This window comes from Bacillus sp. FJAT-18017, from assembly GCF_001278805.1.
Lineage (GTDB): Bacteria > Bacillota > Bacilli > Bacillales > Cytobacillaceae > Bacillus_D.
In genome coordinates this window covers 382,215-406,383 of sequence record NZ_CP012602.1, presented here as the reverse complement: position 1 = coordinate 406,383, position 24,169 = coordinate 382,215, and the positions used below count along the sequence as shown (strand labels likewise).

26 protein-coding genes and 1 pseudogene are annotated in these 24,169 nt (G+C 43.8%); 3 read left to right on the top strand and 24 right to left on the bottom strand.

Going from position 1 to position 24,169, the window contains the following annotated elements:
* Positions 1 to 79: 79 nt before the first annotated feature.
* The 8 genes from atpA to AM500_RS01980 form a co-directional block, all read right to left on the bottom strand.
* On the bottom strand, positions 80 to 1,588 hold the full coding sequence (gene atpA / locus AM500_RS02015) for a F0F1 ATP synthase subunit alpha (protein WP_043930047.1): 1,509 nt from the start codon (positions 1,586 to 1,588) through the stop codon (positions 80 to 82).
* Between the two features lie 23 nt (positions 1,589 to 1,611).
* Positions 1,612 to 2,148 carry a F0F1 ATP synthase subunit delta gene (locus AM500_RS02010; protein ID WP_053597705.1) on the bottom strand — a complete coding sequence of 179 codons (537 nt, stop codon included), beginning with the start codon at positions 2,146 to 2,148 and terminating at the stop codon, positions 1,612 to 1,614.
* Positions 2,145 to 2,705, bottom strand: a complete 561-nt coding sequence (atpF, locus tag AM500_RS02005; protein ID WP_053597704.1) for a F0F1 ATP synthase subunit B — start codon at positions 2,703 to 2,705, stop codon at positions 2,145 to 2,147. Before atpF ends, AM500_RS02010 begins: the two co-directional genes overlap by 4 nt.
* A gap of 250 nt (positions 2,706 to 2,955) precedes the next feature.
* A complete protein-coding gene (gene atpE, locus AM500_RS02000; RefSeq protein ID WP_043930049.1) occupies positions 2,956 to 3,168 on the bottom strand; it encodes a F0F1 ATP synthase subunit C in 213 nt (70 codons plus the stop codon).
* A gap of 69 nt (positions 3,169 to 3,237) precedes the next feature.
* Positions 3,238 to 3,951 (bottom strand): F0F1 ATP synthase subunit A, encoded by a 714-nt coding sequence (atpB, locus tag AM500_RS01995; protein ID WP_053597703.1) that lies wholly within the window; start codon positions 3,949 to 3,951, stop codon positions 3,238 to 3,240.
* A 28-nt stretch (positions 3,952 to 3,979) separates the two neighbouring features.
* Positions 3,980 to 4,351 (bottom strand): ATP synthase subunit I, encoded by a 372-nt coding sequence (locus AM500_RS01990; RefSeq protein WP_053597702.1) that lies wholly within the window; start codon positions 4,349 to 4,351, stop codon positions 3,980 to 3,982.
* 7 nt (positions 4,352 to 4,358) lie between these two features.
* Positions 4,359 to 4,580, bottom strand: coding sequence for an AtpZ/AtpI family protein (locus AM500_RS01985; RefSeq protein WP_053597701.1), 222 nt, complete (start codon positions 4,578 to 4,580; stop codon positions 4,359 to 4,361).
* 433 nt (positions 4,581 to 5,013) lie between these two features.
* Positions 5,014 to 7,248, bottom strand: a complete 2,235-nt coding sequence (locus AM500_RS01980; protein ID WP_053597700.1) for a S8 family serine peptidase — start codon at positions 7,246 to 7,248, stop codon at positions 5,014 to 5,016.
* Between the two features lie 168 nt (positions 7,249 to 7,416).
* Here AM500_RS01980 and AM500_RS01975 point away from each other — a divergent pair, with 168 nt between their 5' ends.
* Together AM500_RS01975 and AM500_RS01970 are read left to right on the top strand one after the other, a co-directional pair.
* Positions 7,417 to 8,262 (top strand): hypothetical protein, encoded by an 846-nt coding sequence (locus tag AM500_RS01975; RefSeq protein ID WP_053597699.1) that lies wholly within the window; start codon positions 7,417 to 7,419, stop codon positions 8,260 to 8,262.
* A 99-nt stretch (positions 8,263 to 8,361) separates the two neighbouring features.
* Positions 8,362 to 9,147 carry an AAA family ATPase gene (locus tag AM500_RS01970; RefSeq protein ID WP_053597698.1) on the top strand — a complete coding sequence of 262 codons (786 nt, stop codon included), beginning with the start codon at positions 8,362 to 8,364 and terminating at the stop codon, positions 9,145 to 9,147.
* Between the two features lie 146 nt (positions 9,148 to 9,293).
* On the opposite strand, the gene upp is transcribed toward AM500_RS01970, so the two are convergent.
* From upp to prfA, 13 genes and pseudogenes are all read right to left on the bottom strand, one after another.
* The gene (gene upp, locus AM500_RS01965) at positions 9,294 to 9,923 is read right to left on the bottom strand and encodes a uracil phosphoribosyltransferase (protein ID WP_043930057.1); all 630 of its coding nucleotides are present in this window, start codon (positions 9,921 to 9,923) and stop codon (positions 9,294 to 9,296) included.
* A gap of 139 nt (positions 9,924 to 10,062) precedes the next feature.
* Positions 10,063 to 11,304 (bottom strand): serine hydroxymethyltransferase, encoded by a 1,242-nt coding sequence (glyA, locus tag AM500_RS01960; RefSeq protein WP_053597697.1) that lies wholly within the window; start codon positions 11,302 to 11,304, stop codon positions 10,063 to 10,065.
* 80 nt (positions 11,305 to 11,384) lie between these two features.
* Entirely contained in the window at positions 11,385 to 11,960 is a 576-nt protein-coding gene (locus tag AM500_RS01955) for a TIGR01440 family protein (protein WP_053597696.1), read from the bottom strand.
* Positions 11,961 to 12,062: 102 nt separating this feature from the next.
* Complete coding sequence (gene rpiB, locus AM500_RS01950; protein ID WP_053597695.1) at positions 12,063 to 12,509, bottom strand: ribose 5-phosphate isomerase B; 447 nt, start codon at positions 12,507 to 12,509, stop codon at positions 12,063 to 12,065.
* Between the two features lie 105 nt (positions 12,510 to 12,614).
* Entirely contained in the window at positions 12,615 to 13,058 is a 444-nt protein-coding gene (locus AM500_RS01945; protein ID WP_053597694.1) for a low molecular weight protein arginine phosphatase, read from the bottom strand.
* A gap of 162 nt (positions 13,059 to 13,220) precedes the next feature.
* Positions 13,221 to 13,775 carry a manganese efflux pump MntP gene (locus AM500_RS01940; protein WP_053597693.1) on the bottom strand — a complete coding sequence of 185 codons (555 nt, stop codon included), beginning with the start codon at positions 13,773 to 13,775 and terminating at the stop codon, positions 13,221 to 13,223.
* A 278-nt stretch (positions 13,776 to 14,053) separates the two neighbouring features.
* The gene (locus tag AM500_RS01935; protein ID WP_053597692.1) at positions 14,054 to 15,088 is read right to left on the bottom strand and encodes an L-threonylcarbamoyladenylate synthase; all 1,035 of its coding nucleotides are present in this window, start codon (positions 15,086 to 15,088) and stop codon (positions 14,054 to 14,056) included.
* A gap of 147 nt (positions 15,089 to 15,235) precedes the next feature.
* Positions 15,236 to 15,679, bottom strand: coding sequence for a GNAT family N-acetyltransferase (locus AM500_RS01930; protein ID WP_043930066.1), 444 nt, complete (start codon positions 15,677 to 15,679; stop codon positions 15,236 to 15,238).
* A gap of 178 nt (positions 15,680 to 15,857) precedes the next feature.
* Positions 15,858 to 16,124 (bottom strand): annotated as a pseudogene (locus AM500_RS01925) (KGG domain-containing protein); the annotation flags it as partial.
* A gap of 202 nt (positions 16,125 to 16,326) precedes the next feature.
* Positions 16,327 to 17,097, bottom strand: coding sequence for a stage II sporulation protein R (gene spoIIR / locus AM500_RS01920; protein ID WP_053597690.1), 771 nt, complete (start codon positions 17,095 to 17,097; stop codon positions 16,327 to 16,329).
* A gap of 508 nt (positions 17,098 to 17,605) precedes the next feature.
* Positions 17,606 to 17,911, bottom strand: a complete 306-nt coding sequence (locus tag AM500_RS01915) for a hypothetical protein (RefSeq protein WP_053597689.1) — start codon at positions 17,909 to 17,911, stop codon at positions 17,606 to 17,608.
* A 97-nt stretch (positions 17,912 to 18,008) separates the two neighbouring features.
* The gene (gene prmC / locus AM500_RS01910) at positions 18,009 to 18,869 is read right to left on the bottom strand and encodes a peptide chain release factor N(5)-glutamine methyltransferase (protein WP_053597688.1); all 861 of its coding nucleotides are present in this window, start codon (positions 18,867 to 18,869) and stop codon (positions 18,009 to 18,011) included.
* Positions 18,862 to 19,935, bottom strand: a complete 1,074-nt coding sequence (gene prfA / locus AM500_RS01905; RefSeq protein WP_053597687.1) for a peptide chain release factor 1 — start codon at positions 19,933 to 19,935, stop codon at positions 18,862 to 18,864. The genes prmC and prfA overlap by 8 nt, the downstream gene beginning before the upstream one ends.
* 376 nt (positions 19,936 to 20,311) lie before the next feature.
* On the opposite strand from prfA, the gene AM500_RS01900 reads away from it, so the two are divergent.
* Positions 20,312 to 21,280: a cation diffusion facilitator family transporter gene (locus AM500_RS01900; protein WP_442854000.1), complete on the top strand. Its 969-nt coding sequence runs from the start codon at positions 20,312 to 20,314 to the stop codon at positions 21,278 to 21,280.
* Between the two features lie 137 nt (positions 21,281 to 21,417).
* Here AM500_RS01900 and AM500_RS01895 read toward each other — a convergent pair whose 3' ends face one another.
* The 3 genes from AM500_RS01895 to rho all read right to left on the bottom strand — a co-directional run bounded on the left by AM500_RS01895 (position 21,418) and on the right by rho (position 23,891).
* On the bottom strand, positions 21,418 to 22,044 hold the full coding sequence (locus tag AM500_RS01895; protein WP_053597685.1) for a thymidine kinase: 627 nt from the start codon (positions 22,042 to 22,044) through the stop codon (positions 21,418 to 21,420).
* Between the two features lie 204 nt (positions 22,045 to 22,248).
* A complete protein-coding gene (gene rpmE, locus AM500_RS01890; RefSeq protein ID WP_053597684.1) occupies positions 22,249 to 22,464 on the bottom strand; it encodes a 50S ribosomal protein L31 in 216 nt (71 codons plus the stop codon).
* 146 nt (positions 22,465 to 22,610) lie between these two features.
* Positions 22,611 to 23,891: a transcription termination factor Rho gene (rho, locus tag AM500_RS01885; RefSeq protein ID WP_043930077.1), complete on the bottom strand. Its 1,281-nt coding sequence runs from the start codon at positions 23,889 to 23,891 to the stop codon at positions 22,611 to 22,613.
* Positions 23,892 to 24,169 lie beyond the last annotated feature (278 nt).

Below are 24,169 nucleotides of genomic sequence, written 5' to 3'. Positions count from 1 at the left end.
GGGCTCTTCGTGTTTCCTTTATCTCCTGTCGAGGCCCTCCAGGCCATACGGCGCTAAACGGCCGCTTCCGCACTTCATATTATTCCGAAACTGCAAATGTCTTTTTGAAGTCATTGATTGCAGATGCCATATCGTCGTCCGATGGAAGCTCCTTCGTTGTACGGATATGATCCAACACTTCTTTGCGGTTATGGTCGAGCCAGGAATGGAATTCGGATTCAAAACGGCGGATATCACTGACAGGAATATCATCAAGGAATCCACGAGTCAGTGCGTACAGGATTGCAACCTGCTTTTCAACAGCGAGCGGCTTGTGAAGATCCTGCTTTAGGACTTCTACTGTACGGGCACCACGGCCAAGCTTCGCCTGGGTAGCTTTATCAAGGTCAGAACCGAATTGGGAGAATGCCTCCAATTCACGGTATGAAGCAAGGTCAAGACGAAGTGTACCGGAAACCTTCTTCATTGCCTTGATTTGTGCAGAACCCCCTACACGTGATACAGAAAGACCGGCATTAATCGCCGGACGTACGCCGGAAAAGAATAGGTCAGACTGAAGGAAAATCTGTCCATCCGTGATGGAAATAACGTTTGTCGGAATATAAGCAGAAACATCCCCTGCTTGTGTTTCAATGAACGGCAATGCCGTGATAGAACCAGCACCTTTTGCATCGCTCAACTTAGCAGCACGCTCAAGCAGGCGGCTGTGCAAGTAGAAAACGTCCCCTGGATAAGCTTCACGGCCTGGAGGGCGGCGGAGCAACAAGGAAAGCTCACGGTACGCCGCTGCTTGCTTGGATAGGTCATCATAAACGACTAGCACGTGCTTGCCATCATACATGAATTCCTCAGCCATTGATACACCAGCATATGGAGCTAGGTACAATAGAGGAGCTGGCTGGGATGCAGCCGCAGTAACAACAATTGTATAATCAAGAGCACCGTATTTACGAAGTGTTTCAACCGCATTTCGAACAGTTGATTCTTTTTGTCCGATAGCAACATAAATACAAATCATATTCTGGCCTTTTTGGTTGATGATTGTATCAATCGCAACCGTTGTTTTACCAGTTTGACGGTCACCGATGATAAGCTCACGCTGGCCGCGGCCAATTGGTACAAGAGCATCGATTGCCTTGATACCGGTCTGTAGCGGCTCATGTACAGATTTACGGTCCATAACCCCTGGAGCAACCGCTTCAATAGGACGAGTCTTAGTTGTATTGATTGGTCCCAATCCGTCAATCGGTTGGCCAAGAGGGTTTACAACGCGTCCAATCAGGGCGTCCCCTACAGGTACTTCCATGATACGGCCAGTACGGCGGACTTCATCGCCTTCGCGAATTTCCGTGTATGGTCCAAGGATGATAATACCAACGTTATTTTCTTCAAGGTTTTGCGCCATTCCCATAACGCCGTTCGAAAACTCAACAAGTTCCCCAGCCATGACATTGTCGAGGCCATGAGCACGAGCAATACCGTCACCCACCTGGATAACTGTACCAACATCACTCACTTGAATTTCCGACTGATAGTTTTCGATTTGCTGTTTTATCAGCGCACTAATTTCTTCAGCTTTGATGCTCATGAGTTTCACCCCTATCTACAAATCTAGGTCAATAATTTACGTTCAAGACGGTCCAGCTTGCCGCGCAGGCTGCCGTCGAAAATTCGGTTTCCAATGCGTACCTTGATTCCGCCAAGAAGATCGGTATCAATGATATTCTCAATCCGAAGCGCTCGCTTGCCTACCTTTGCGGCAAACGAAGCAGATAGTGCTATTTTCTCTTCATCAGAAAGTGGACGAATACTATAGACCTTCGCCTCGGCAATCCCTTTCGCATTATTTGCGAGATCGATATACCCGTCAGCAACACCTGGAATTTCATTTTCACGATGGCGGTCAATTAGTATCATTAACGTGTTTTGTACATATGGATTAATACCTGTAAAAGCGCCTTTTACAATTACTTTCTTCTGGTCCAGAGATAACCGCGGGGATTTAAGCACCGCATTCAACTCACTATTGGAATTGAATACGTCCCTGACTACCCTCAGGTCTTCTTCAATCACATCCAGCAGGCCATGTTCTTTAGCCAGCTTGAACAAAGCCAGTGCATAGCGTTTTGCAATCATGGAAGTGCTCATTGGCCTTTTCCTGCCTCTTGGATAAATTCATCAATCAGCTTTTGCTGATCTTGCTCACCAAGCTCACGCTCAATGACTTTAGAAGCAATCAAGACTGAAAGTGAGGCAACCTGCTCGCGGATAGTGGCAACAGCCTGTTCCTTTTGCTGCTCGATTTCCATCTTAGCGGATTCTTTAATCCGGTCAGCTTCTGTACGGGCAATCGCAATAATTTCCTCGCGCTGGACATCTCCCTGCCTGCGGGCGTTTTCAATAAGGCCTTGTGCTTCAACACGTGCTTCTTTAAGAAGCTCGCGCTGTTCTTCAAGTTGTTTTTTCGCTTCAAGATTTGCTCTTTCAGCCTGGCTTATTTCATTTGCTATATGTTGTTCACGCTCTTGCATGATGCCCATCAGCGGACCCCATGCGAACTTCTTGAGCAATGCCAACAGAATTATAAACATTACTAATTGGAAAAGAATATCTCCGCCGTTAAAAAGGGGCGCTTTTTCGCCATTCTCGGCCACACCCAAAACTAAACTTGTCAACACCCTCGAGTCACTCCCTTCAAGAGTCATACAATTTCCGGATACATATATAATATGGATTGGCTATTTGCCTTTTTTGATAGAACTGTATTCGCACGTATTTGGCAAACTAGTTTTTCTGCATAAAAAAGCAAAAAGAATCCATTACTTACTATTAACCAAAATATACTGGCCCTTTAAAGGAAGGAAAGCCGGAGCTTACCTTCAAAAATAAGGGCATAAAGCAATGGCGAAGGTTCATTATGGAATGATCTTCGCCATTATTGAACATTGGATAGCTTTATTGGCCTAGAACCATGAATGCGATAACAACCGCGATAATAGGAATCGCCTCAACCAACGCAACCCCGATGAACATAGTTGTTTGAAGCATACCGCGAGCTTCAGGCTGACGTGCAATACCCTCGACTGTTTTAGAAACGATAAGACCGTTACCGATACCTGCACCTAGTGCTGCCAAACCAATTGCAATTGCTGCTGCTATAAGACCCATTTAAAAGTTCCTCCTTAGTGTAAGGTAAATTGTTGGTTTTGTTCGCCCAAAAAAGTGGACGGGTATATATTAATGGTCACTGCTGACTTTATGGGCCAGATAAACCATCGTTAACATGGTGAAAATAAATGCCTGTATGGCGCCAATGAAGACTGAAAATCCTTGCCATGCCAGCATCGGGATGACTGCTGCAAGATGGCCGAAGAAACCTGTAGCCATACCTCCGGCAATCAAACCTAGCAAAATTTCCCCCGCATAGATATTGCCGTAAAGACGAAGGCCTAACGTTAAGGTATTTGCAAATTCCTCAATGAGCTTAATTGGGAACATGAACCAGAATGGCTGGAAGAATTCCTTGCTGTATCCCTTCAAACCCCTCATTTTCACACCGTAATAGTGTGATAACCCTACAACCAAAGTTGCAAGTGTCAAGGTTATGACCGGATCTGCAGTTGGAGATTTCCACCAGAGTTCATTATTGATGACGACTGAGAATGGCAGCCCAATCATGTTTGAGACAAATATGTACATTATCAGGGTAATGCCGAGGATATGGAACCTTCCCCCTGTTTTCCAGTCCATCGTACTATTAATGATGTTCTTTACAAAATCCATGACCCACTCCATGAAGTTCTGCATACCAGTCGGCTTCATTGCCAGCTTACGGGTTGCCAGCATTGCTATAAGAAACACAATCGCTGTAGCCACCGTAATCATTAAAATGTTTGCCTGATTGAAATACAGACCAAAAAACGGACCCACTATTGGATTTTCATGATGCAATAGTATTCACCTCGCTTCTCTGCTCAAGCTAATTACGCAAAAATGTTTCTTTAAGAAAATCTATCATAATGACAATATAGGATGTCATTAATCCCAAAACAACACTAATAATATGAAACTGGTCTGGATATCTCATAGATATGATGACTGCCAGGGCTCCGGTTGCCATTCTTGACATAGAACCCAAGGAACGGACCCTTCTACCCTGAGCCACAGCTTCACCAAATTGCCCCATTTTCCTCACCATCAACCATAGGTTGAACATGCTTAATGAGGTACCTAATATAAGACCGCCGAATATATGCGGAAAGTCAGTAAATCCCCAGCCGAGGAAATAAATCGATAGTAAAAAAAATATGTATCTTCGAATCCGGGAATAAATGGTCCCTATATCGGACATGTTTGTATTAGTCTCCTGAATAATAATGATTTATGAGGCGAAGCATGGCATAGACACCCATTGTCAATCCAATGAACAGCCCAATAATTAAGAAAAGGGGTTCCGTATCGGCCTTGCCGTCCAGCCATCTTCCGGCAAATATGCCAAACAGGATTGAGCCGACTAGCTGGGAGAGGATTGCCGACATTAGTGCCATTGCCTTAAAAGGGTGGCGTTCGTCACGACGCATTTTATCGCATCCTCTCTTCAGAGAATGTGAAACGGGCAAAAGAGGTTATGTATAGAAGAATCCTGTATAGATGGAACATTGTTGCAGGAATTTTATGAAAACCCTATCATTCATGCCCTTTGTTAGCATACAATAGCACTTTGTCGATGTCAATTCATTTGTGGTGAATAGATTCACAAACTTTCCCAAAAAGCGGGTATAATTGTAAAAATAGCTTGATAGACTATCTCTATTATATTTGCACTGTGTGTGAATTGTTTATATTTGTATTATATCATTTTTGATTCAAGGCTGCCTATTTTTTCGACAATTGAAAATATCAGGGACTGTATACCATTATATAGGAAGCCACCTAAGAGGAGTGAATTTCACTTTCCGTAATGTATGCAAACTTATTTCACTTACCGAACTCCCACTCCTCGTTATTTTCTTTTCATGGTTCAATCTGAATAATAGTTTCCACCATATCCTCTTTTCCTGCTTTCCTGGCAAATATTTTTGCGATATATAGCCCAGGATCGGGCAGGTTTTCCTGTACAATATTCCGTTTCCTATACCCTCTTTCAATTCTTCTCCCATAATCAAGGAATCCAGAAAATCTATAATCCGACTTTCTGAAAAGGGCAATCCCAAACTCTTCCGCTCCCCCAGGTAAATACACTTCATATAAATAGTTTCCTGGGGCATCGCCCTCAGCAAATTCAAACCCCATCACCCGAGGGTAATCTGGTTCAGTGAATGCAAAGATATACGGGACCCTGATTTTGCTGTCCCCTGCTTGCATTGAAAAAGCACCCTCAGCCATCTTTCCTTTCAACTCATCGGGATCAATACGCAACGTAATTGAGACTGCCTTCTTCTCACCTGGCCCTAACTCAAAGGGCAAAGGCATTTTCCAATCAAGCCCCGCCTGGCTGGGAGGTATCGAAAAGGCAACCCTAACATGTCCTGAACCAACATTTTTAATTGTAAGCTTACGGGTTTCAGCTGATTTCCATAATGTCCTTTGCATTTTTCCAAAGGTAATTGAACCTGGCATAACAAGCACATCATGCCTGGCAGCCTTCTCTGGCTGAATACGCCCGGATCCCTGTTCAAAGGTTTTGTAATCCTTACCGCTTTTCTGATGCAAAGGAAGTGCTGTATTCATGAGTGCCGCTTTTATTTCTTGCGGGGTCCACTCTGGATGTGCCTGTTTTATGAGAGCACATACACCCGCTACATAAGGAGCGGCCATGCTTGTCCCATTTAATTGCAAATATCCTCCAGGAACTGTACTGGAAATAGCCACCCCTGGGGCGACTACATCAGGTTTGATTTCCCACGTTCCTGTAACAGGGCCCCTTGAGCTAAATGCCGCTATAAGGTTACTCTCCTCCTTAAAAATAATACGGGCTGAATCCTTACCTACTTTTATTCGGCTTAAAAGTTGTTCTCCCGAAGCTTTTGTAATGGATGATACCGGGAATGGGACAGTAGAGTTTAAATTGCCTGCAAAGCCGCCTTTTACATTATTGTATATAATTACTCCCTTAGCCCCTTTTCTTAGTGCATTTTGGACTTTTTGGGCAAAGGTCAACTTTCCCCGTTTGATTAGGGCAACTTTATTTTTTGACTGTCTCAACTCATGTTCATTGCCATAGCCTCCATCTGTTAAATCGAATGAAGGACTTGATTTCCATTGTTCAGAACCAGCCATTGTTTCTAACTTTATTTTTTCGTTTGTTCCTTCTATTAATATAAATGGAACTTTCATTAGAGGTGTGGAAGCTCCCACAGAAATTGACTTTGAGGATGTTCCAGGCGCACCGACAGTCCATTGCTCCGGACCAGAATTCCCGTTTGAAACAACCGCGACAACCCCTTTTTCAACTGCCTTATTTAAAGCAACTGAAATAGGCAGATCAGGACCATTTACATCATTGCCTAAAGATAGATTTAGAATATCCACCTTATCCTTAATAGCTTGGTCAATCGCGGCCAATACAAGTTCAGAAGTGCCTGTCCCACCCGGACCTAGGGCTCGGTACGCTCTGAGCCCAGCATCCGGTGCTATACCGCGCATTTTTCCATTTGCCGCAATGATTCCTGCTACATGCGTCCCGTGTAAGGTTGATTTGCTGGATTTTCCTATTGTCTCCATAGGATCATCATCATGATCAACGAAGTCCCAGCCGCCTCGATAATTTCTTCTTAAATCGGGATGAGTATAATCAATTCCGGTATCGATAACCCCAACACTAACCCCTCTTCCCGTCAACCGTTGCTGGGTGTTAATTAACAGTGGGTAGCCGCTCACTGAATAATCTTTATCTATTGAGTTAGTCCGATTTTGCTCTTTTGTGAGAGTTTCACTTTTATACGTTTTAATAGGTGAAAAAGTCTCAACCCATGCTTCTTTTTCCAACTTCAAAATTTCTCCATGATTACCTTCTAGAGAAAATCCATAAATTGATTCTGAAAATAGATAACGGAGTTTTACACTTGGGTATCTCTTTAGAAGTCTGCGGATTTCATCCTCGGTTGCCTTTTCCTTCATAATAATTATTCCCGACTCGATAGCTTTCGGATCTTCTTCAGGAAGTGGAGGCACTGATACGGACGCCTCACTTTTTTGGACCCCACACAGCAATAAGATTAAAAACATAGCAACTGTTAATTTCCGCATACAATACCCTCCTTTGTTTTAATAGGGTTTGACGGAGTTATGAAAAGTATGCGAAATACACTTTTCTCCAAAAACTGCCATACTTTTTGCGACTATGTTCCCATTACAGATGGCTTCGCTTCCTTTAAAATGGAAAAGACAGAGAAAATACACCACAGGGGGAACGTAATGAAAAAAGCCAGGTACAAAATTACAGCAGTATTACTTTCTGTACTGATTGGAATTTTCGCAATAACGAACGACGGGTTACGGGCAAAGGCCGCGATGACGATACATTCACTTACATTCAGTAACAAGATTGCTGTTAAAACCCTGTTTTATCCATATCGCAACTCATCTACTGTTACCAATCTTAATGATATTAGGAGCCTGCAAGGAATTGCAGTTGATCAGTATAACAATATGTATTTAACATATGCCACTGGTGACAAAACCACTTACGGATATATATACAAATATAGTCCTAAGGGAGTGCTTCTGAAAAAGAGCGCTCGCCTTACAATCGGCCACGGACAGGCAATTGCGTATAAAAGCGGCTATCTCTATCAGTTGGCGGATGTGAAAGGACAAGAAAGCTATACCCTTCAAAAAATAAATCCTTCCACCCTGACGGTAGTCCGTAAGTGGAAGGTTCCTACAAGCATCCACCCAAATGTCGTTGCCATGCTTGATTCAAATACAGCAGTGGCTGTTTCGAAATCAGGGGATGGCTATGATATTAATAAGATTCACTTAGGCAGCGGAACATGGGCTACCAGGGATTGGCGTGAAAAGATTCATATTAGCGGAATGATTGGCACAACCTCCGGAAAGCCAATCCAAGGGTTTGCCTATGGGAATGGAAAATACTATCTATTATCCAATGGGGAATACATGACCTTTGATAAGTACGGCAAAAACAAAGTCAGGGTAAAGCTGAATACAACTAGAGAGCCAGAAGGAATTACGATAAACAGTGCAGGAAAAATCCTGATTCAATTTAATAAGCTAAATGAAGTTTTTATCCAGCGATGATAGGAAAACCAAAGCAGGCACCACTTGCTTTGGTTTTTTTAATTTTGTTAAGCTGAACTTTCTGCTATTGTTACTGTAACGATTACGGGAGGTAGCCCCATGGTTCATCTAAAACGTGTGACTCTAGTTAAGGAAATACATGAATCATATTATCCTTTTAACCTGCCCCTTGTTCAAAACTTCAAAGATTTCACTTTTGAAAATAAGGTTACTCTATTTGTAGGGGAAAATGGGTCAGGCAAGTCTACCTTTCTTGAGGCCATTGCCGCCAATAGCGGAATTCCCCTCATTGGCTCCGCTGTGACAATTGATTCCGACAGCTCTCTTGAACCTGCCCGGGAGCTCGGGCAAAAGTTAAAGCTGACGTGGAAAATTCGTTCAAAGAACGGGTTTTTCTTCCGTGCCAATGACTTTATTAATTTTTCCAGAAAGCTCGCTGAAGTAAAAATTGAATCTAAACAGGCAGTAAAAGAAATTCGTGAGCGGGACAGGTTTAGCCTCGAAGCGCTTCCTTTTGCCAGGACGCTTTACGATTTGCAGGAACTCTACGGGGATGGACTGGAGGTCCGGTCACACGGGGAAAGCTTTTTGGACCTATTCCAGGCAAGATTTCGCCCATCTGGCCTCTATCTTCTGGACGAGCCCGAAGCCCCATTGTCTCCCTTGAAACAACTGTCACTAATCTCTCTTATTCTTGAAATGGTCAAGATGGATGCCCAATTCATCATCGCTACCCATTCACCGATGCTTATGGCCATTCCCGGAGCAGATATTTACACCCTTGATGAAGGATTATTTAAAAAAACCCCATACGAAGAAGTCGAACACGTACGCCTGACTAAGGATTTCATAGAAAACCCACAGCGTTTCATAAGGCATCTATAGTAAGCGAAAAAGGATATTTTAAACACAAAAAAGCCGGACGAAACCCTTTAGGATTCCGTTCCGGCTTTATTTTAATATCGGTTGTTTTACCCTTTTTTGTACATCCAGCTCGACAAAGAAGCTTTTCTACTCTCGCTTTTGTTCGTTTACTTTGTTCCAAACAGCCTGTCGCCAGCATCGCCTAGCCCAGGTACGATATAGCCATGGTCATTCAGCTTCTCATCAAGCCCGGCAATGTATATATCAACATCAGGATGAGCTTCTTTCAGTGCCTCGACGCCTTCAGGAGCCGCGATCAAGCACATAAATTTAATTTGCTTTGCGCCACGCTTTTTCAAAGAGTGGATAGCCTCAATGGCAGAACCGCCTGTCGCCAGCATTGGATCGACAACAATGAAATCACGTTCTTCTACATCGCTTGGAAGCTTTACATAATACTCTACAGGTTTCAATGTTTTGGGATCACGGTACAAGCCGATATGCCCAACCTTTGCAGCCGGAATCAATTTTAGAATTCCATCGACCATCCCAATACCTGCACGAAGAATTGGAACAAGGCCAATTTTCTTCCCGGACAAGACCTTGGCCTTCGCCAGGCTGACTGGAGTTTCAATTTCAATGTCTTCAAGAGGCATGTCCCTCGTAATTTCATAGGCCATCAGTGTCGCGACTTCATCCACCAGTTCGCGGAATTCCTTTGTTCCGGTGTCTTTGTCACGTATGTAGGTCAACTTGTGCTGAATTAGCGGATGGTCATAAACATGAACTTTTGCCACTATAATCGCCCCTCTACTATTTGGTTTAGTTAACTATATCGTTTCACACTTCGTCTCATTTTACAGAAAAAAATTCACAAGGGCAACAAACATGTAAAAAGGAAAGCCGGCCCAATTTATGGATGCCGGCTAACTCGATTTAATATTCAGGGTAGAGAGTGAAATTTTGGGTTAACGCGTCAACGCGTTCCTTTGCCTCAGTTAGTTTTGTCTCATCATCATGGTTTTTCAAAGTAAAAGCAATCAACGAAGCAATTTCCTTCATCTCTTCAGCACCAAAGCCACGGGAAGTGACAGCTGCAGTTCCGATACGGATGCCGCTTGTGACAAAAGGGCTTTCGGGATCGAATGGAATCGTGTTTTTGTTGACAGTAATACCAATCTCGTCCAAAACCTTTTCGGCAACTTTACCGGTCAATCCAAGCGATCTGAGATCAATTAGGATTAGATGGTTATCGGTCCCGCCAGATACAAGTGAAACCCCTTCCGCCTGCAAGCCATTTGCAAGAGCCTTTGCATTTTCAATAATGTTTTTAGCATATTCCTTAAAGGAATCCTGAAGGACTTCACCAAACGCAACAGCCTTGGCTGCAACGACATGCATTAGCGGCCCCCCTTGGATTCCTGGAAAGATGGACTTGTCTATTTTCTTGGCAAACTCCTCACGGCAAAGAATTAATCCTCCTCGAGGGCCACGGAGAGTTTTATGCGTGGTCGATGTTACAAAATCAGCATAAGGAACAGGGCTTTGATGAAGGCCAGCAGCAACAAGACCGGCAATATGGGCCATGTCGACCATTAAATATGCGCCAACTTCATCGGCAATTTCCTTAAACTTCTTAAAATCAATTTCACGAGGATATGCGCTCGCCCCAGCTACAATCAGCTTTGGCTTATGCTCAAGTGCCTTTTCACGGACATCATTGTAATTAATCAAATGCGTTTCCTGATCAACGCCGTACTCAATAAACTTGTATTGAACCCCACTGAAATTTACAGGGCTGCCGTGTGTTAAATGGCCGCCATGGGACAAATTCATGCCTAATACAGTATCTCCCGGCTCAAGTATAGTGAAATATACCGCCATGTTTGCCTGGGCGCCCGAGTGAGGCTGGACATTGGCATGTTCAGCACCAAAGATTTCCTTAACCCGATCACGAGCTAAGTCCTCGGCAATATCTACATACTCACATCCGCCATAATAGCGCCGGTTAGGATAGCCTTCCGCATATTTATTAGTAAGCACCGATCCTTGCGCTTCCATAACCGCTTCACTGACAAAATTCTCCGATGCAATTAGTTCAATTTTTGAACGCTGTCTTCCCAATTCCTTTTGAATTGCTTCATATACTTGTGGATCCCGTTCTGCCAAATGCTTCATGATAATCCCCCTTGAACGTCCCGTTATTAAAATGCTGAAAATTCTCTATTATTTTAGCAGTTTCCTACTGGAAAAGATACTCAGGTGCAGGAAAGATTCTCTGATGTCCGCTCGTAGACAGCCCGCGGGCCTCCGATTAGCTTTGGCCTCGTTTTAGCCAAGGTTACGTTAGCTTCCCCAAGCCTTCTTCGTCCCACCCTGACAGGAACCGCAACTCGCTTCAAATGCATACCTATCAAAGTTTCACCAATATCAATTCCAGCTTCTGCCTGAATTGATTCAACTACAACAGCATCTTCCATCCTATTAAAGGCATATGTAGCCATGGCACCGCCGGCATGGCGAACAGGTACAACAGACACTTCTTCCAGATTGTGGTCACTGGCGGTTGTCCTTTCAACTATCAAAGCTCGATTTAAGTGCTCACAACACTGAAATGCCAGTTTCACCCCTGTTTTATCTCGGAACTTGTCCAGCTGCCGATAAATTAGTTCAGCAATTTCCATTGTCCCGGCTGTCCCGATTCTCTTTCCAGCAACCTCGCTAGTACTGCAGCCAACTACCATCAGGCTTCCAGAACGAAGATTCACTTGGTCTATAAACGCTTCGAGGATTTCCGATAACTCCTGTTCAAGTTCTTCAATTGTATCTGACATTATTAATCCCCCCTTATAGGCAGACTGAAATCCATCACCAAAATCATCATTATATAGAATGAGTACCTGGCCTGCTTCAGGCAAATCAGCTTTATAATAAGCCTATTGGTTTTTCTTTTCGTATTCAGTAATTTTGCCAACCCGGTTGGCATGTCGGCCGCCCGTGAATTCAGTGGTCAGCCAAATTTGCGCGATATCCCTGGCTAGGCCAGGTCCGATGACCCGCTCACCCATGGCAAGCATATTCGTGTCATTGTGTTCCCTTGTTGCTTTTGCGCTAAAAGTATCATGGACAAGTGCACAGCGAATGCCCTTCACCTTATTTGCGGCGATACTCATACCGATTCCAGTCCCACAAATCAGAATTCCCCTATCAAACTCTCCAGAAGCAACCTTCTCTGCCACAGGCAAGGCATAATCCGGATAATCGACCGATGTGCTGCATTCACAGCCAAAATCCTTATATTCAATATTTAATTCTTCTAAAAGGGATGCAATTTCCTTTCGGATATTCACCCCTCCATGGTCTGAAGCAAGTGCTACTTTCATTCTGACTCCTCCTGCTTATTGTTATGATTAATCCGGTTCTGAAGGAAGGTTTCTAAATCTGCCAGTGCTGATTTCCTTAGTGAATACCATTTATATAACCAGTCTTTACTTTTTCAGCAGCCGGCTCATCGCCTTATCAATGAGCCGCTCTAACTCCGCAAATGTCGCCCGATACACATCCACGTCGCCTCCATATGGGTCACTCACATCCGGATAGCCATCCTCCCCCGCAAATGCTTTTAGGGTAAAGGTTTTGGAAGAAGCCTGCGGAAAGTTGGATATAATCGCCTGTTTATGCGAGAGCGTCATAGCCAGAATGACCGTAGCCCATTCCACATCAGCACGGGTAAGCAGACTTGATTGATGGTTATGGGTTATACTATTTTCATTCATAACGGTTATAGAATTCGATGAAGCAGAAGCTCCGTCCATTGCATAGACGCCAGCAGATCTCACCTCAACGCCTTCATGGTTCTTACTTTTCAGAATAGCCTCAGCCATTGGGCTTCGGCACGTATTGCCCGTACAGACAAACAACACACGATGCATGAACGCTTCCTCCTTTGCTATCATTATAAAACTGTTACCCTCAATTATCCAATCAGCTCTCTGGTTTGAACTTGAAAACCAAAGGTATATTTTTAGAGGAAACTTTCCTTCAAAACAAAACAGCCTCCACGTCGGAAGCTGTCCAGGCTACTATACCTCTAATTATAAGGGAAGCAGAAGTTTAATGCCAAAGGCCAGCAATATGATGCCGCCAAGTGACTCACTATAGGAGCCGAGCCAGCCCTGAACCTTCCTCCCTATTAATAGACCCAACCATGTCATTACTGTTGCCGCAAAACCAAAACAGACAATTGCTGCCACGGTCCTGGCTCCATAAATCCCTAATGTAAGCCCGACTGAGAAGCTGTCGAGACTGACACTTAAGGCAAAAAACAACAAGCCTAAACCAATGGGTGTAATAATGCTTTCCTGCCCTTTTCTCAATCCAGCCCAAATCATTTGAATACCGAGCAGGATCAGCAGCAATCCGCCGATTAACGATGCAAACGAGCCAAATTGCTCGGACAGGAACCTGCCTGCGATCATGCCAACGAGAGGCATCCAAACATGAAAAATACCTATCGTAATGCCGATTTTAAAAATCTGGCGGAGCCTGAGCCTGTACATACCCATCCCCAGCCCAACTGAAAATGCATCCATCCCAAGTGCGAACGCCATTAAAAGCAGCGTTGCAATTTCCCCAACTAATGACGACATTCTGACCAGCCTCCCGGACATGCTAGTTCATCATATGCACGTCCAACAGGGAATAGAAGGAAGTTCAGAAAGGTTCCGCAAAATTTATCCACCCGGACCTACTCATCCCGCATAAATTGGAACTAAGACACACCGCAAGATCCTGGATTTAAAGGAAAAAATTAGTCAGTTAACTGCCCTTAAAGATTTTTCCTGGGCAACGGGCTTTGCGCAACTAAAAACCAGTGGGCGATGAAAATGCCCACTGAATTTTCCATTGTATCCCGCTGCTATGCATTTCACTCATGTATCACTTTATTTCCGGCTGCCTTCATCAGCCTGTTCATAATAGCGTGGCCGACTCCTGCTTCAGGAAAAGTTTCACTTAGGATGATATCAAGTTCGTGTTCATTGAAAATTCTCAAGGTATCATAAAGTGCGGCTGCCACGGTTTCAAGATTGTCTCTCCTGCCACACGCAAGGACGATGTTAGCATCATATCCCCCTGCAGTTTCTTCCGTTGCTAAAATTCCCACACGCTTTCCGTCCTGTATATAATTCGCCGCGGCTGCCTGAAGGAATTCCCTATTGCCATCCACAAGATATAGCGGAGCTTCAGGTGCATAGTGTCGATACTTCATTCCGGGTGCTTTTGGTTTCGAATCTTCACTTCGGAGGGCAGGATCGATCTCTACTTTTCCGATAACTGCTTCTAGCTGTTCAAAGGTAATGCCTCCTGGCCTAAGAATAGCAGGAATGGGGCTGGTACAATCCAAGACTGTTGATTCCACACCAACTCCAGTTGTCCCCCCATCGAGGATACCGGCTATCCTCCCATTCAAATCATCCGCAACATGGCGTGCTGTAGTCGGACTTGGCTTTCCTGAACTATTAGCGCTTGGCGCAGCAATTGGAAGCGCCGATTCCTTAAGAATTGCCAGAGCAACAGGGTGATCCGGCATCCTTACACCGACAGTTCCAAGACCTGCAGTTGCCTTTTCAGATAATACGCCCTCTTTCTTATGCAAAATAAGAGTCAAGGGGCCCGGCCAAAATGCCTCTATAAGTTTTTCCGCCACCTCGGGCAGATCTGCTACAAATCTTTTCATTTGGATTTTATCAGCAATGTGAATGATAAGCGGATTATCAGACGGCCGGCCTTTTGCTTGAAATATTTTTTCGACCGCATCATCGCTTTCAGCATTGCCGCCGAGCCCGTAGACAGTTTCAGTCGGAAAAGCCACCGCTTCGTTAGCTTCGAGAAGCGCTGCAGCCTGTTTAATTTTATCTAAATCTTCAAGGACGTTATCTACAGTCCATATAATTGTATCCATTCTACCTTCACCTTTATCTAACTTACGGCTAAAGCCACAAGTGTTCTCGAACCAATAATAAAAGAAGAAGATAGTAAAAACAAGCGTTATCAACATATTGTGGATAACAGCAGTGGAAAAGTGGATAACTTTGTGGATAAATAGCCCTTATAAAGAATATTTCAAGAAAATGGAATTGTTTATACTTAAAACATTCAGCACATGGATAGAATTGAAAAATTCAGAAGGCAATTCGTTTTTGACGATCTTTTTGAATCCTATCATTTCAAAAAATGGAATTGCATTTCGTTTATTTGTTGCCAGAAATAGAGCTGTTATATTTCGTTCAGCAGCCAGCAGCAGCATTTGTTCAAACATTGCCAGTAAATCCTGTTCACCCATGCCAGGGGAAATCGCTAAAGATCGGAGCAATCCGCTGCTTCCATACTGCTCCATGCCCAGGCATCCTCTTATCCATTCCCTATCTTCAGCCAATATAACGCCGCCCTGCAGTTCTTCAGTCAAACCCTCTGTGCTTAATCCAGCCTTTGTTAAAAATTCAACCATCTTAGTAAAATCCGTTTTTTCCCCGCGTCTTATTGTTAACTGCATTTTCCCCACTCCAATTCTAGTATTCTACTCTATGAATATGAGTGAGGAATAAAGAATAGAACAAATTAAGAAGAGCGCTAGGCGCTGAAGCTAGACAGTTCTCAAAGTAAAGATATTTCTCTGATAATATTAAGAGGCTATCCGAATTCGGATAGCCTCTTATATCAATCATCAGTTATTTATTATCGTTTTCCCAACGGGCTTTTCCACCCTTTTCTCCTATTTCTTCATAGAAACTCTTGTCATGGTTGCGGGATGTAGCTTCTCCGCCCTTTTGTCCAATTTCGGAGTAGAAATCACTATCATGGTTTCGAGCAGTTGCCTCTCCGCCTTTTTCTCCGATTTCCTGATAGAAATCCTTGTCGTGATTCCTGCTCGTTGCTTCTCCACCCATTCTACCTGCTTCTTCACGAGACATCTTGCCGTTGTTGTTGTTGTTAGCCATCGTAAGATTCCTCCTTCATAAGTGAGATTGGTAGTACACTCTACTTTTATCCTACCTTCTCAATTAAAAACACTTTAAACAGTTTTGTAATGAAGTCGTTAGCTTTTTGCAAAGAAGGAGGAAAACGTTACCTCTCCTTCCATACTTATTAACCCCTTTACATGGGTTAAAATTTGCAAAATAAAAAGGCCCGTCAAAAGGCCTAATTCATAAGGTTTTCCCATAATTCCACAACAAAGAATTTCACTTTAACTGCCTGCTCATCTTCAGGGGTGAATACAGGTTTTTCATTCCCGGTTTTCTCTGTTACGCCCTGTTTTTTATCCTCGGCTTGTTCTTTATCATGAACATCTTTATCGTCAGACGTTTCATCCTTATCGGTCTCTGGCCCTAGCTTCTCTTCTTGAGAAACTTCATCTATTACTGGTTCAGCCACTTCTCCTTCCTCTTTAAAACCCGGAGATGCTATTGCAGTGCCACTTGAAAAATCCAGAAAGCACAGTGGCGGGTACAGGACACACCACCAATTTGCCCCTTTACCCTCACCAAGAGTAATCAAAATAGCTTCATATTCCCCAGCTGGATATAAAAACTGTCCATATAATTTAGTAGGAAACTTCACTAGGCCAAATTCAGCTTTTGCTTCTTGTTTAGAGCCATTTTCCTCCAAAATATTTCGAGCAATTTTCTCTATTTCTGGTATTTTGTTTTTAATGGTTTCCCTTGCCTCATCAAGTGATGTTAAATCGCCAACCCATTCTGCAATTTTTACATTCACCTCATCGCGAACCTTCCGCTTGAGTTCCTGATCCAGTTTTCGGTCACTATTGGCTAAAATTCTTAGCCTGATTGCCTCCCCAGGAATAACAATCTCCTCCTGTCCGGAAGCTTTCACCTTTGGCATATATAAATTGGCAATGGTGCCAATTGAGAGTACAACTAAATATAACCATACGAGAAGTTTACTGTTCATTTCCCCCACCGTCCCTTCACTATCAACAGTGTCGCCACGAAGGAAGAATCATAAACTAGTAAATTTCTTTTCTGAAAGAAAAACTTTAAATTGTACTTTTTTTGAATCCCAAACTACTTCAGGGAGCGGTATATTCAAGTCCGCCCGAGGCATTTATTCGTTTGTTGTACGTTTTAATGAAATGGTTGTTTACGATGTTGTTGTTCGTTTGCAGGTAAATTTGCTCCTCAGTGGAGCCTGCTGTGTGGATCGGTATGATATTATCCAAATCTCGTCATATAAGGTTCTCATCGTGTGGAAATTTTCTGAAAATTGGGGATTTATTGTGAGGGAAGGTGTTTTGAGACGGGTGCGCTAGCAGATTGCTATCTTTTATGAATACTTTTACGGATTTATGAACACTTTTTCTGATTTATGAACACTTCTTGGAAAATATGAATACTTACCGTTAAGTGGCGGCGAAATACCTCGTAATAAAAGACCCGGCACTCAGGCCGGGCGGCTTCATTTATGTGATTGGTTCCGATATGCTGACTTCTTTGAGCAGCACAAACTTTCCTTTTTCAAGAATCAATTCCTTAAGTGTATACAAAAAAGCGGATTCTACTTCCTCACTGTTTACATACTCAAGGATCATATCCCAAACCATGAGCGGCTCATTGACCTGGATGGCAGGAATATCAACTAGCCCAAAATGGGGTTCTGTTGTCAACAGTGTCATGTCTCCGGAATGGAGGCCGTTTGCTTTTAACTCTATGATGGCATCTTCAAGCTTATGCAAACAGTCAAATATGCCGGCAATGGCATGATTCATGTTTATCTCCCCCTGTGTTAAAATGCCGACTCATGTTTTTACCCACTTGCAGACCTCTTAAACACATAATTCGAAAGAATCACTAAATTTATGACTGTCACTTGTTACAAACGTAAACCATACGATCTCTTCCATTTATGTCATGAACAACTTCCACCGATCCTTGTGGAAAGGTTCTCCTAGCAAGCTCAGCAACCGCCTCCCCTTGCCCTGCTCCTATTTCAAAGCCAACCAGCGAACGTTTTTTTAGCACCATCGGAAGCTGTTCCATAAAACGCCTGTAAAAATCAAGCCCATCAGCTCCTGCGAACAAAGCCCGGTGCGGTTCATGTTCTGTTACCACATCAGACATCCATGATTTGTCGTTATCCGGAATATACGGAGGGTTTGAAAGTAGAACATCCAACTTTCTCCCTGATGCTATGACGGGCTCCAAGAGATCGCCTTGTATAAAGATAATATCTGCCCCAAGCGCTAGTGCATTTTTTTGAGCAACCTTCAATGAATCAGCTGCAATATCCGTAGCAGTTACACACAGCCCCGGAAGCTCCAGCTTCATAGTGATGGCGATTGCCCCGCTTCCAGTACCAATATCCGCTAACTCCAAGTCTTCAGGGCTGCCAAACATCTTCCTTATCCTACTGATTGCGCCATCAACCAGCTCTTCCGTTTCGGGACGTGGTATCAATACTTCCGCGTTGACTATAAATTTCCGTCCATAGAATTCCTCGTAGCCAATAATATATTGAACTGGCCTCCCCGCTGCATGCTCCTTTACGGAAGCCTGGAATGCCATAAATTGTTCCTCTGGCAGCTCATCACGCATTGATGCAAACAGCTGGGTCCTCGTCATGCCTGTTACATGCCGCAGCAGCAGTTCTCCGGCAAATTCCTCTCGACCCGCCTCTTTTAAAAAAGAAGAAGCCCAGTTCAGGGCTTCAAACACTTTTTTACACATTTGAGGCATCTTCCAGCTTCTGGGACTGATCCTCAAGAATCAATGCATCGATAATTTCATCAAGCTTTCCTTCGAGGATAATGTCCAACTTTTGGAGTGTCAGGCCAATACGGTGATCTGTCACACGGTTTTGCGGGAAGTTATAGGTACGGATCCGCTCCGAACGGTCACCGGTTCCAACAGCAGATTTTCGCACCTGATCATACTCCGCTTGAGCTTCCTGCTGGAACTTGTCATACACACGAGCACGGAGAATTTTCATCGCCTTGTCCCGGTTCTTGTGCTGGGACTTTTCATCCTGCATTGATACTGTTATTCCTGTTGGAATATGAGTAAGACGGACGGCAGACATAGTCGTGTTGACAGACTGGCCACCCGCACCGCTCGATGCAAAGGTATCAAATCGAATATCCTTGTCGTGGAGTTCAATTTCCACCTCTTCCGCTTCAGGAAGGCATGCAACAGTAGCAGTGGATGTATGAATCCTTCCGCCTGATTCTGTTTCTGGAACACGCTGGACACGGTGGGCGCCATTTTCATACTTAAGCCTGGAATAAGCCCCCTGGCCATTTATCATGAAGATAATTTCTTTAAATCCGCCAAGTCCGGTTGGGCTCGCATCCATTACCTCCGTCTTCCAGCCTTGTGCCTCCGCATAGCGGCTGTACATACGGTAAAGGTCTCCGGCAAACAATGCAGCTTCATCTCCGCCAGCGGCGCCGCGGATTTCAAAGATAACATTCTTGTCATCGTTCGGGTCTTTCGGGATAAGGAGAAGCTTCAGCCTTGCCTCCAACTCCTCAAGTTGCGTAGAAAGCTCACTGACTTCTTCCTTCACCATTTCTTTCATATCAGCATCCATCTTTTCCTCCAGCATCACCTTTGCATCCTGGAGCTGTTCACGCGCAGACTTATATTCTCGATAAACTTGTACTGTTTCCTGTATATCTGACTGCTCCTTGGAATATTCACGGAGCTTTTTGGAGTCACTAATAACGTCCGGATCGCTTAAAAGCTCATTCAGCTTTTCATAACGATCCTCAACAGATTGAAGACGATCAAACACACTCATTCACCTCAAGTTTCTTTAATCTATATATTTGTATCCATTTTTAAAGGGCAGTAAGCATGACTGCCCAAAAGGTTTGGTTTGTTTCTGCTAACCACTAAGAGACGTATCCCTAAAGATAGGTACTCTTTATTATATTACAGGTCAGTTACTCCGTCAAAAGCGCATGGGAAGTTTTAGGTTTTATATATTTTGCTCCTTACCCTCTTTAAAACATATGACCTTATTCCTTCAGGTCCACATTCAAAAGACTATAATTAAACCCATCTTATTATTACTAGAAATGATTAATCATCACCAGGGCGGGTAACTGACATAAAAAGTAACTTTAATCAGGTATACCTCCTATCAGCGAACTAGAAAGGGTGAAAAAATTGTGACCTTTGTGGAACTTTTAAAAAAAGGGAACAAATCCTCCGGAATTGCAGCTCTTGCCAATACAGTGCTTGCTATAATTAAAGGAATTGCTGCAATGATTAGCGGGAGTGGAACAATGATGGCAACCACGCTCCATTCAGTGGCAGATGCAACCAATCAGGCATTTGTGTTTATTGGAAGCGCGATTGCCGAAAAGACACCAACCCGTAAGTTTCCGACAGGTTTCGGGCGGGTTGTTAACTTGTTTGTATTAATTGCAGTCATTGTCATTTCCATTATGTCCTATGAAACATTAATAAAAGGCTGGGAACTGATTCAGCATCCGAAAGAGTCAGGAAACTTTTGGCTAAACGTTCTTGTTCTCTCCGCTGCTGTCGCTCTGGATGGTTTGGTTCTTGTAAAAGCAATGAAGGAAATTGTCCATGAAACTCGGAGCGAAGCTAAGGGAATGGCCATTGTTTCTTCTGCTTTTAAGAATGTCCGTCTCGCTGCCCCTCCAACCAGGCTTGTTTTTTATGAGGATATTATTGCAACCCTGGGAGCTTTGCTCGCCCTCGGAGCCGTTATCCTTTCTAAAACTACAGGTCTTCTATTCCTCGATGGAGTTGGGACACTCTTGATTGGTTTGATGTTATTTGGAATAGCAATTAAGATTGGCTTTGAAAATACAATTGGGCTGATTGGTGTCGCAGCTCCTAAAGCAATTGAAGACAGGGTAGCAGCGACCATTCTTGCCGATCCAGATATTGACGATATCAAGCAAATGCGTATCATCCAGGAAGGAAGGAGATATCATATCGAAGGTTATATTGAGCTAAAACGAGGTTTCACACTCGCAGTAGCAGATGATATAAAATTCAGAGTCAGGGATAAACTGCTTACCGACCCCGATATTGGGGACGTCACAATTGGAATTCTAGAAACAGATGGCATAAAGGATTGGAAACCAGCGCCTGAAGAATAGAGCCCGAATAAAAGCATGAGCATCTCCGTGCAGGAACATGCACTTCGTTAAAGGCCGAAACTCCTGTCCTTGCAGCATGTTCATAAGCTGAACAACAAAAAAGAGGCTTGTCCATCACCGGCGGACAGCCTCTTTTCTTATAACGCTTTTGTCTTATTATCAATTTCAACTTCTTTTACAGCAACAGCTGTGTTGGGGACCTCGTGATGATGCCTGCAGCGCGGTTCATAAGCTTCTGACGCACCTACAAGAATGACGGGGTCATCATATGAAGCTGGGCGGCCATCAATTAGGCGCTGCGTCCTGCTTGCAGGCGATCCACAGACGGCACAGACAGCTTGAAGCTTTGTAACCAACTCGGCAATCGCCATCAATTCAGGCATTTTGCCAAAAGGCTCCCCCCGAAAATCCTGGTCAAGTCCTGCGGCAATTACCCTGTATCCGCTATTCGCAAGATGCTGAATCACATTGACAATTTCCTCATCAAAAAACTGGACTTCATCAATAGCAATAAGATCCGTTTCAACATCAATATAATCAAAAATGGCTGTGGAATGAGCAATAGGCATCGCAATAAACGAGGAACCATTGTGGGAAACCACAGACTCCTCACTGTAGCGGTTATCAATTTTCGGCTTAAAAACAGCAATTTTTTGCTTCGCGAACTGAGCACGGCGTACCCTTCGGATCAATTCCTCCGACTTCCCCGAAAACATGCTGCCGCAAATGACTTCAACCCAACCGCTTTGCTTCATTACGTACATTATGCTGCCTCTCCTTCCTTGCATACCCTGTCAATTTATTATGTATATTTGAACTAAGTCTCACACATCGTCATATATACTCTATAAAACCCATTTTTAGGCAGCACAAACCAAATATCTGCCAAAAATCGAGAAATTTTGCGTTTTAAAAAGTAAAAAAACAGGCAAGCGATGTTGAATCCTGCCTGTTTTGAACAGTTGCTATTATTGCTGTTGCTCTTGCTTAATGCCGTATTTCTTGTTGAAGCGGTCAACACGTCCGCCAGCTTCAGCGAATTTTTGACGGCCTGTATAGAAAGGATGGCACTCGGAGCAAGTTTCAACACGAATCTCGTTTTTAACAGATCCTGTTTCAAACGTGTTACCGCAAGCGCAAGTCACCTTAACTGTCTTATAATTTGGATGAATTCCTGCTTTCATTCTTTTCATCTCCTTCCGCCCTGAGTCATTCCGAAACAGAGTTATAGAATCGGGCCCTATAAGCCCGAGGTGGAAAAACACACTGGTATCATTATATCAGGGACGTGCCCTTTTTGCAAGATGGGATTTACTTGAAAAAGGATTTCTTATGATTGTTGTCTTCTTGAGGTGCTAGCTTTCATTTCTTCGCCAACTTGAGCAAAAAATTCCTCATTTGATTTTGTTTGCCTTAGCTTTTTCAGGAAGCGCTCCGCAAAATCAGGACTGTCGGACATTGACTTCCTGATAGCCCAGAGTTTGTCAAGATGGTCCTTCGGCAGGAGCAGCTCTTCCTTTCTTGTTCCAGAACGGCGGATATCGAGGGCAGGGAATATTCTTTTCTCCGCAAGTGAACGGTCAAGATGAAGCTCCATATTTCCTGTACCCTTGAATTCCTCATAAATGACATCATCCATCCTTGAACCTGTATCAACAAGAGCTGTAGCAAGGATAGTCAAGCTGCCTCCCTCTTCGATATTCCTTGCAGCACCAAAGAAACGTTTTGGACGGTGGAATGCAGCAGGGTCGATACCGCCTGACAGGGTACGGCCACTAGGCGGGATGACAAGGTTATACGCCCTCGCCAGCCGGGTAATGCTATCCATTAGGATAATGACATCTTTCTTATGTTCAACAAGTCTCATTGCCCGTTCCAGTACAAGTTCCGCAACCTTTATATGATTTTCCGGAACTTCGTCAAAAGTTGAACTTACGACATCGCCGGCTACAGACCTCTCGATATCGGTTACTTCCTCAGGGCGCTCATCGATTAAAAGCACAATCAGTTCCGCTTCCGGATGATTGGTTGTTATGCTGTTGGCAATTTCCTTTAATAGCATCGTCTTGCCTGCCTTTGGCGGTGCAACAATTAAACCACGCTGGCCAAACCCGACAGGTGCAACCAGATCCATAATCCGAGTGGAAAGATACTTTGGAGTTGTTTCCAGTTTGACTTGCCTATCAGGATACAGAGCCGTCAATGCCGGGAAGTGAACTCGTTCTTTTGCAGATTCAGGATTTTCACCATTGACTGCTTCTACATGGAGAAGTCCATAATAGCGCTCACTTTCTTTTGGAGGCCTTACCTTTCCAGATACTTTGTCCCCATTCCTTAAGTCAAAACGGCGGATTTGCGAAGCGGAAATATATATATCCTCCGAGCTTGGGGAATAGTTGATCGGGCGAAGGAAACCAAATCCCTCCGACTGGATGATTTCCAGGACGCCTTCCATAAAGAAAAACCCTTGCTCTTCCGCGCGAGCTTTTAGAATTGAAAAAATCAATTCCTTTTTTGTCAGCTTACTGTAATAAGAAACTTTGTATTGCCTCGCAAGTTCGTATAGTTCTTTTAATTTCATATTTTCGAGGCTGGTAATTGTTAATTCCATTTAGACACCACACTTTACTTATTTGGTTCATGTCTTGCTGCATCCACAAGGATGCCTTGGCCGTAAGGGAAGACAAAGAAAAGTACCAGCTGGCAGCTTATCTTTACATCTGCCAGTATTGCCATATTCTTGTACCCATCTTTTTACGAACCTGGCGCCTGTACCTTTTATCCCACTCTTAACGGGCAGTAAGACTCCCATTTCAAGTTTCTAGGATTAAAGGAAAATAACCGGGAGATCAACTGCCCGTAAAGGTCGGATTGGCTCATCTACCATCA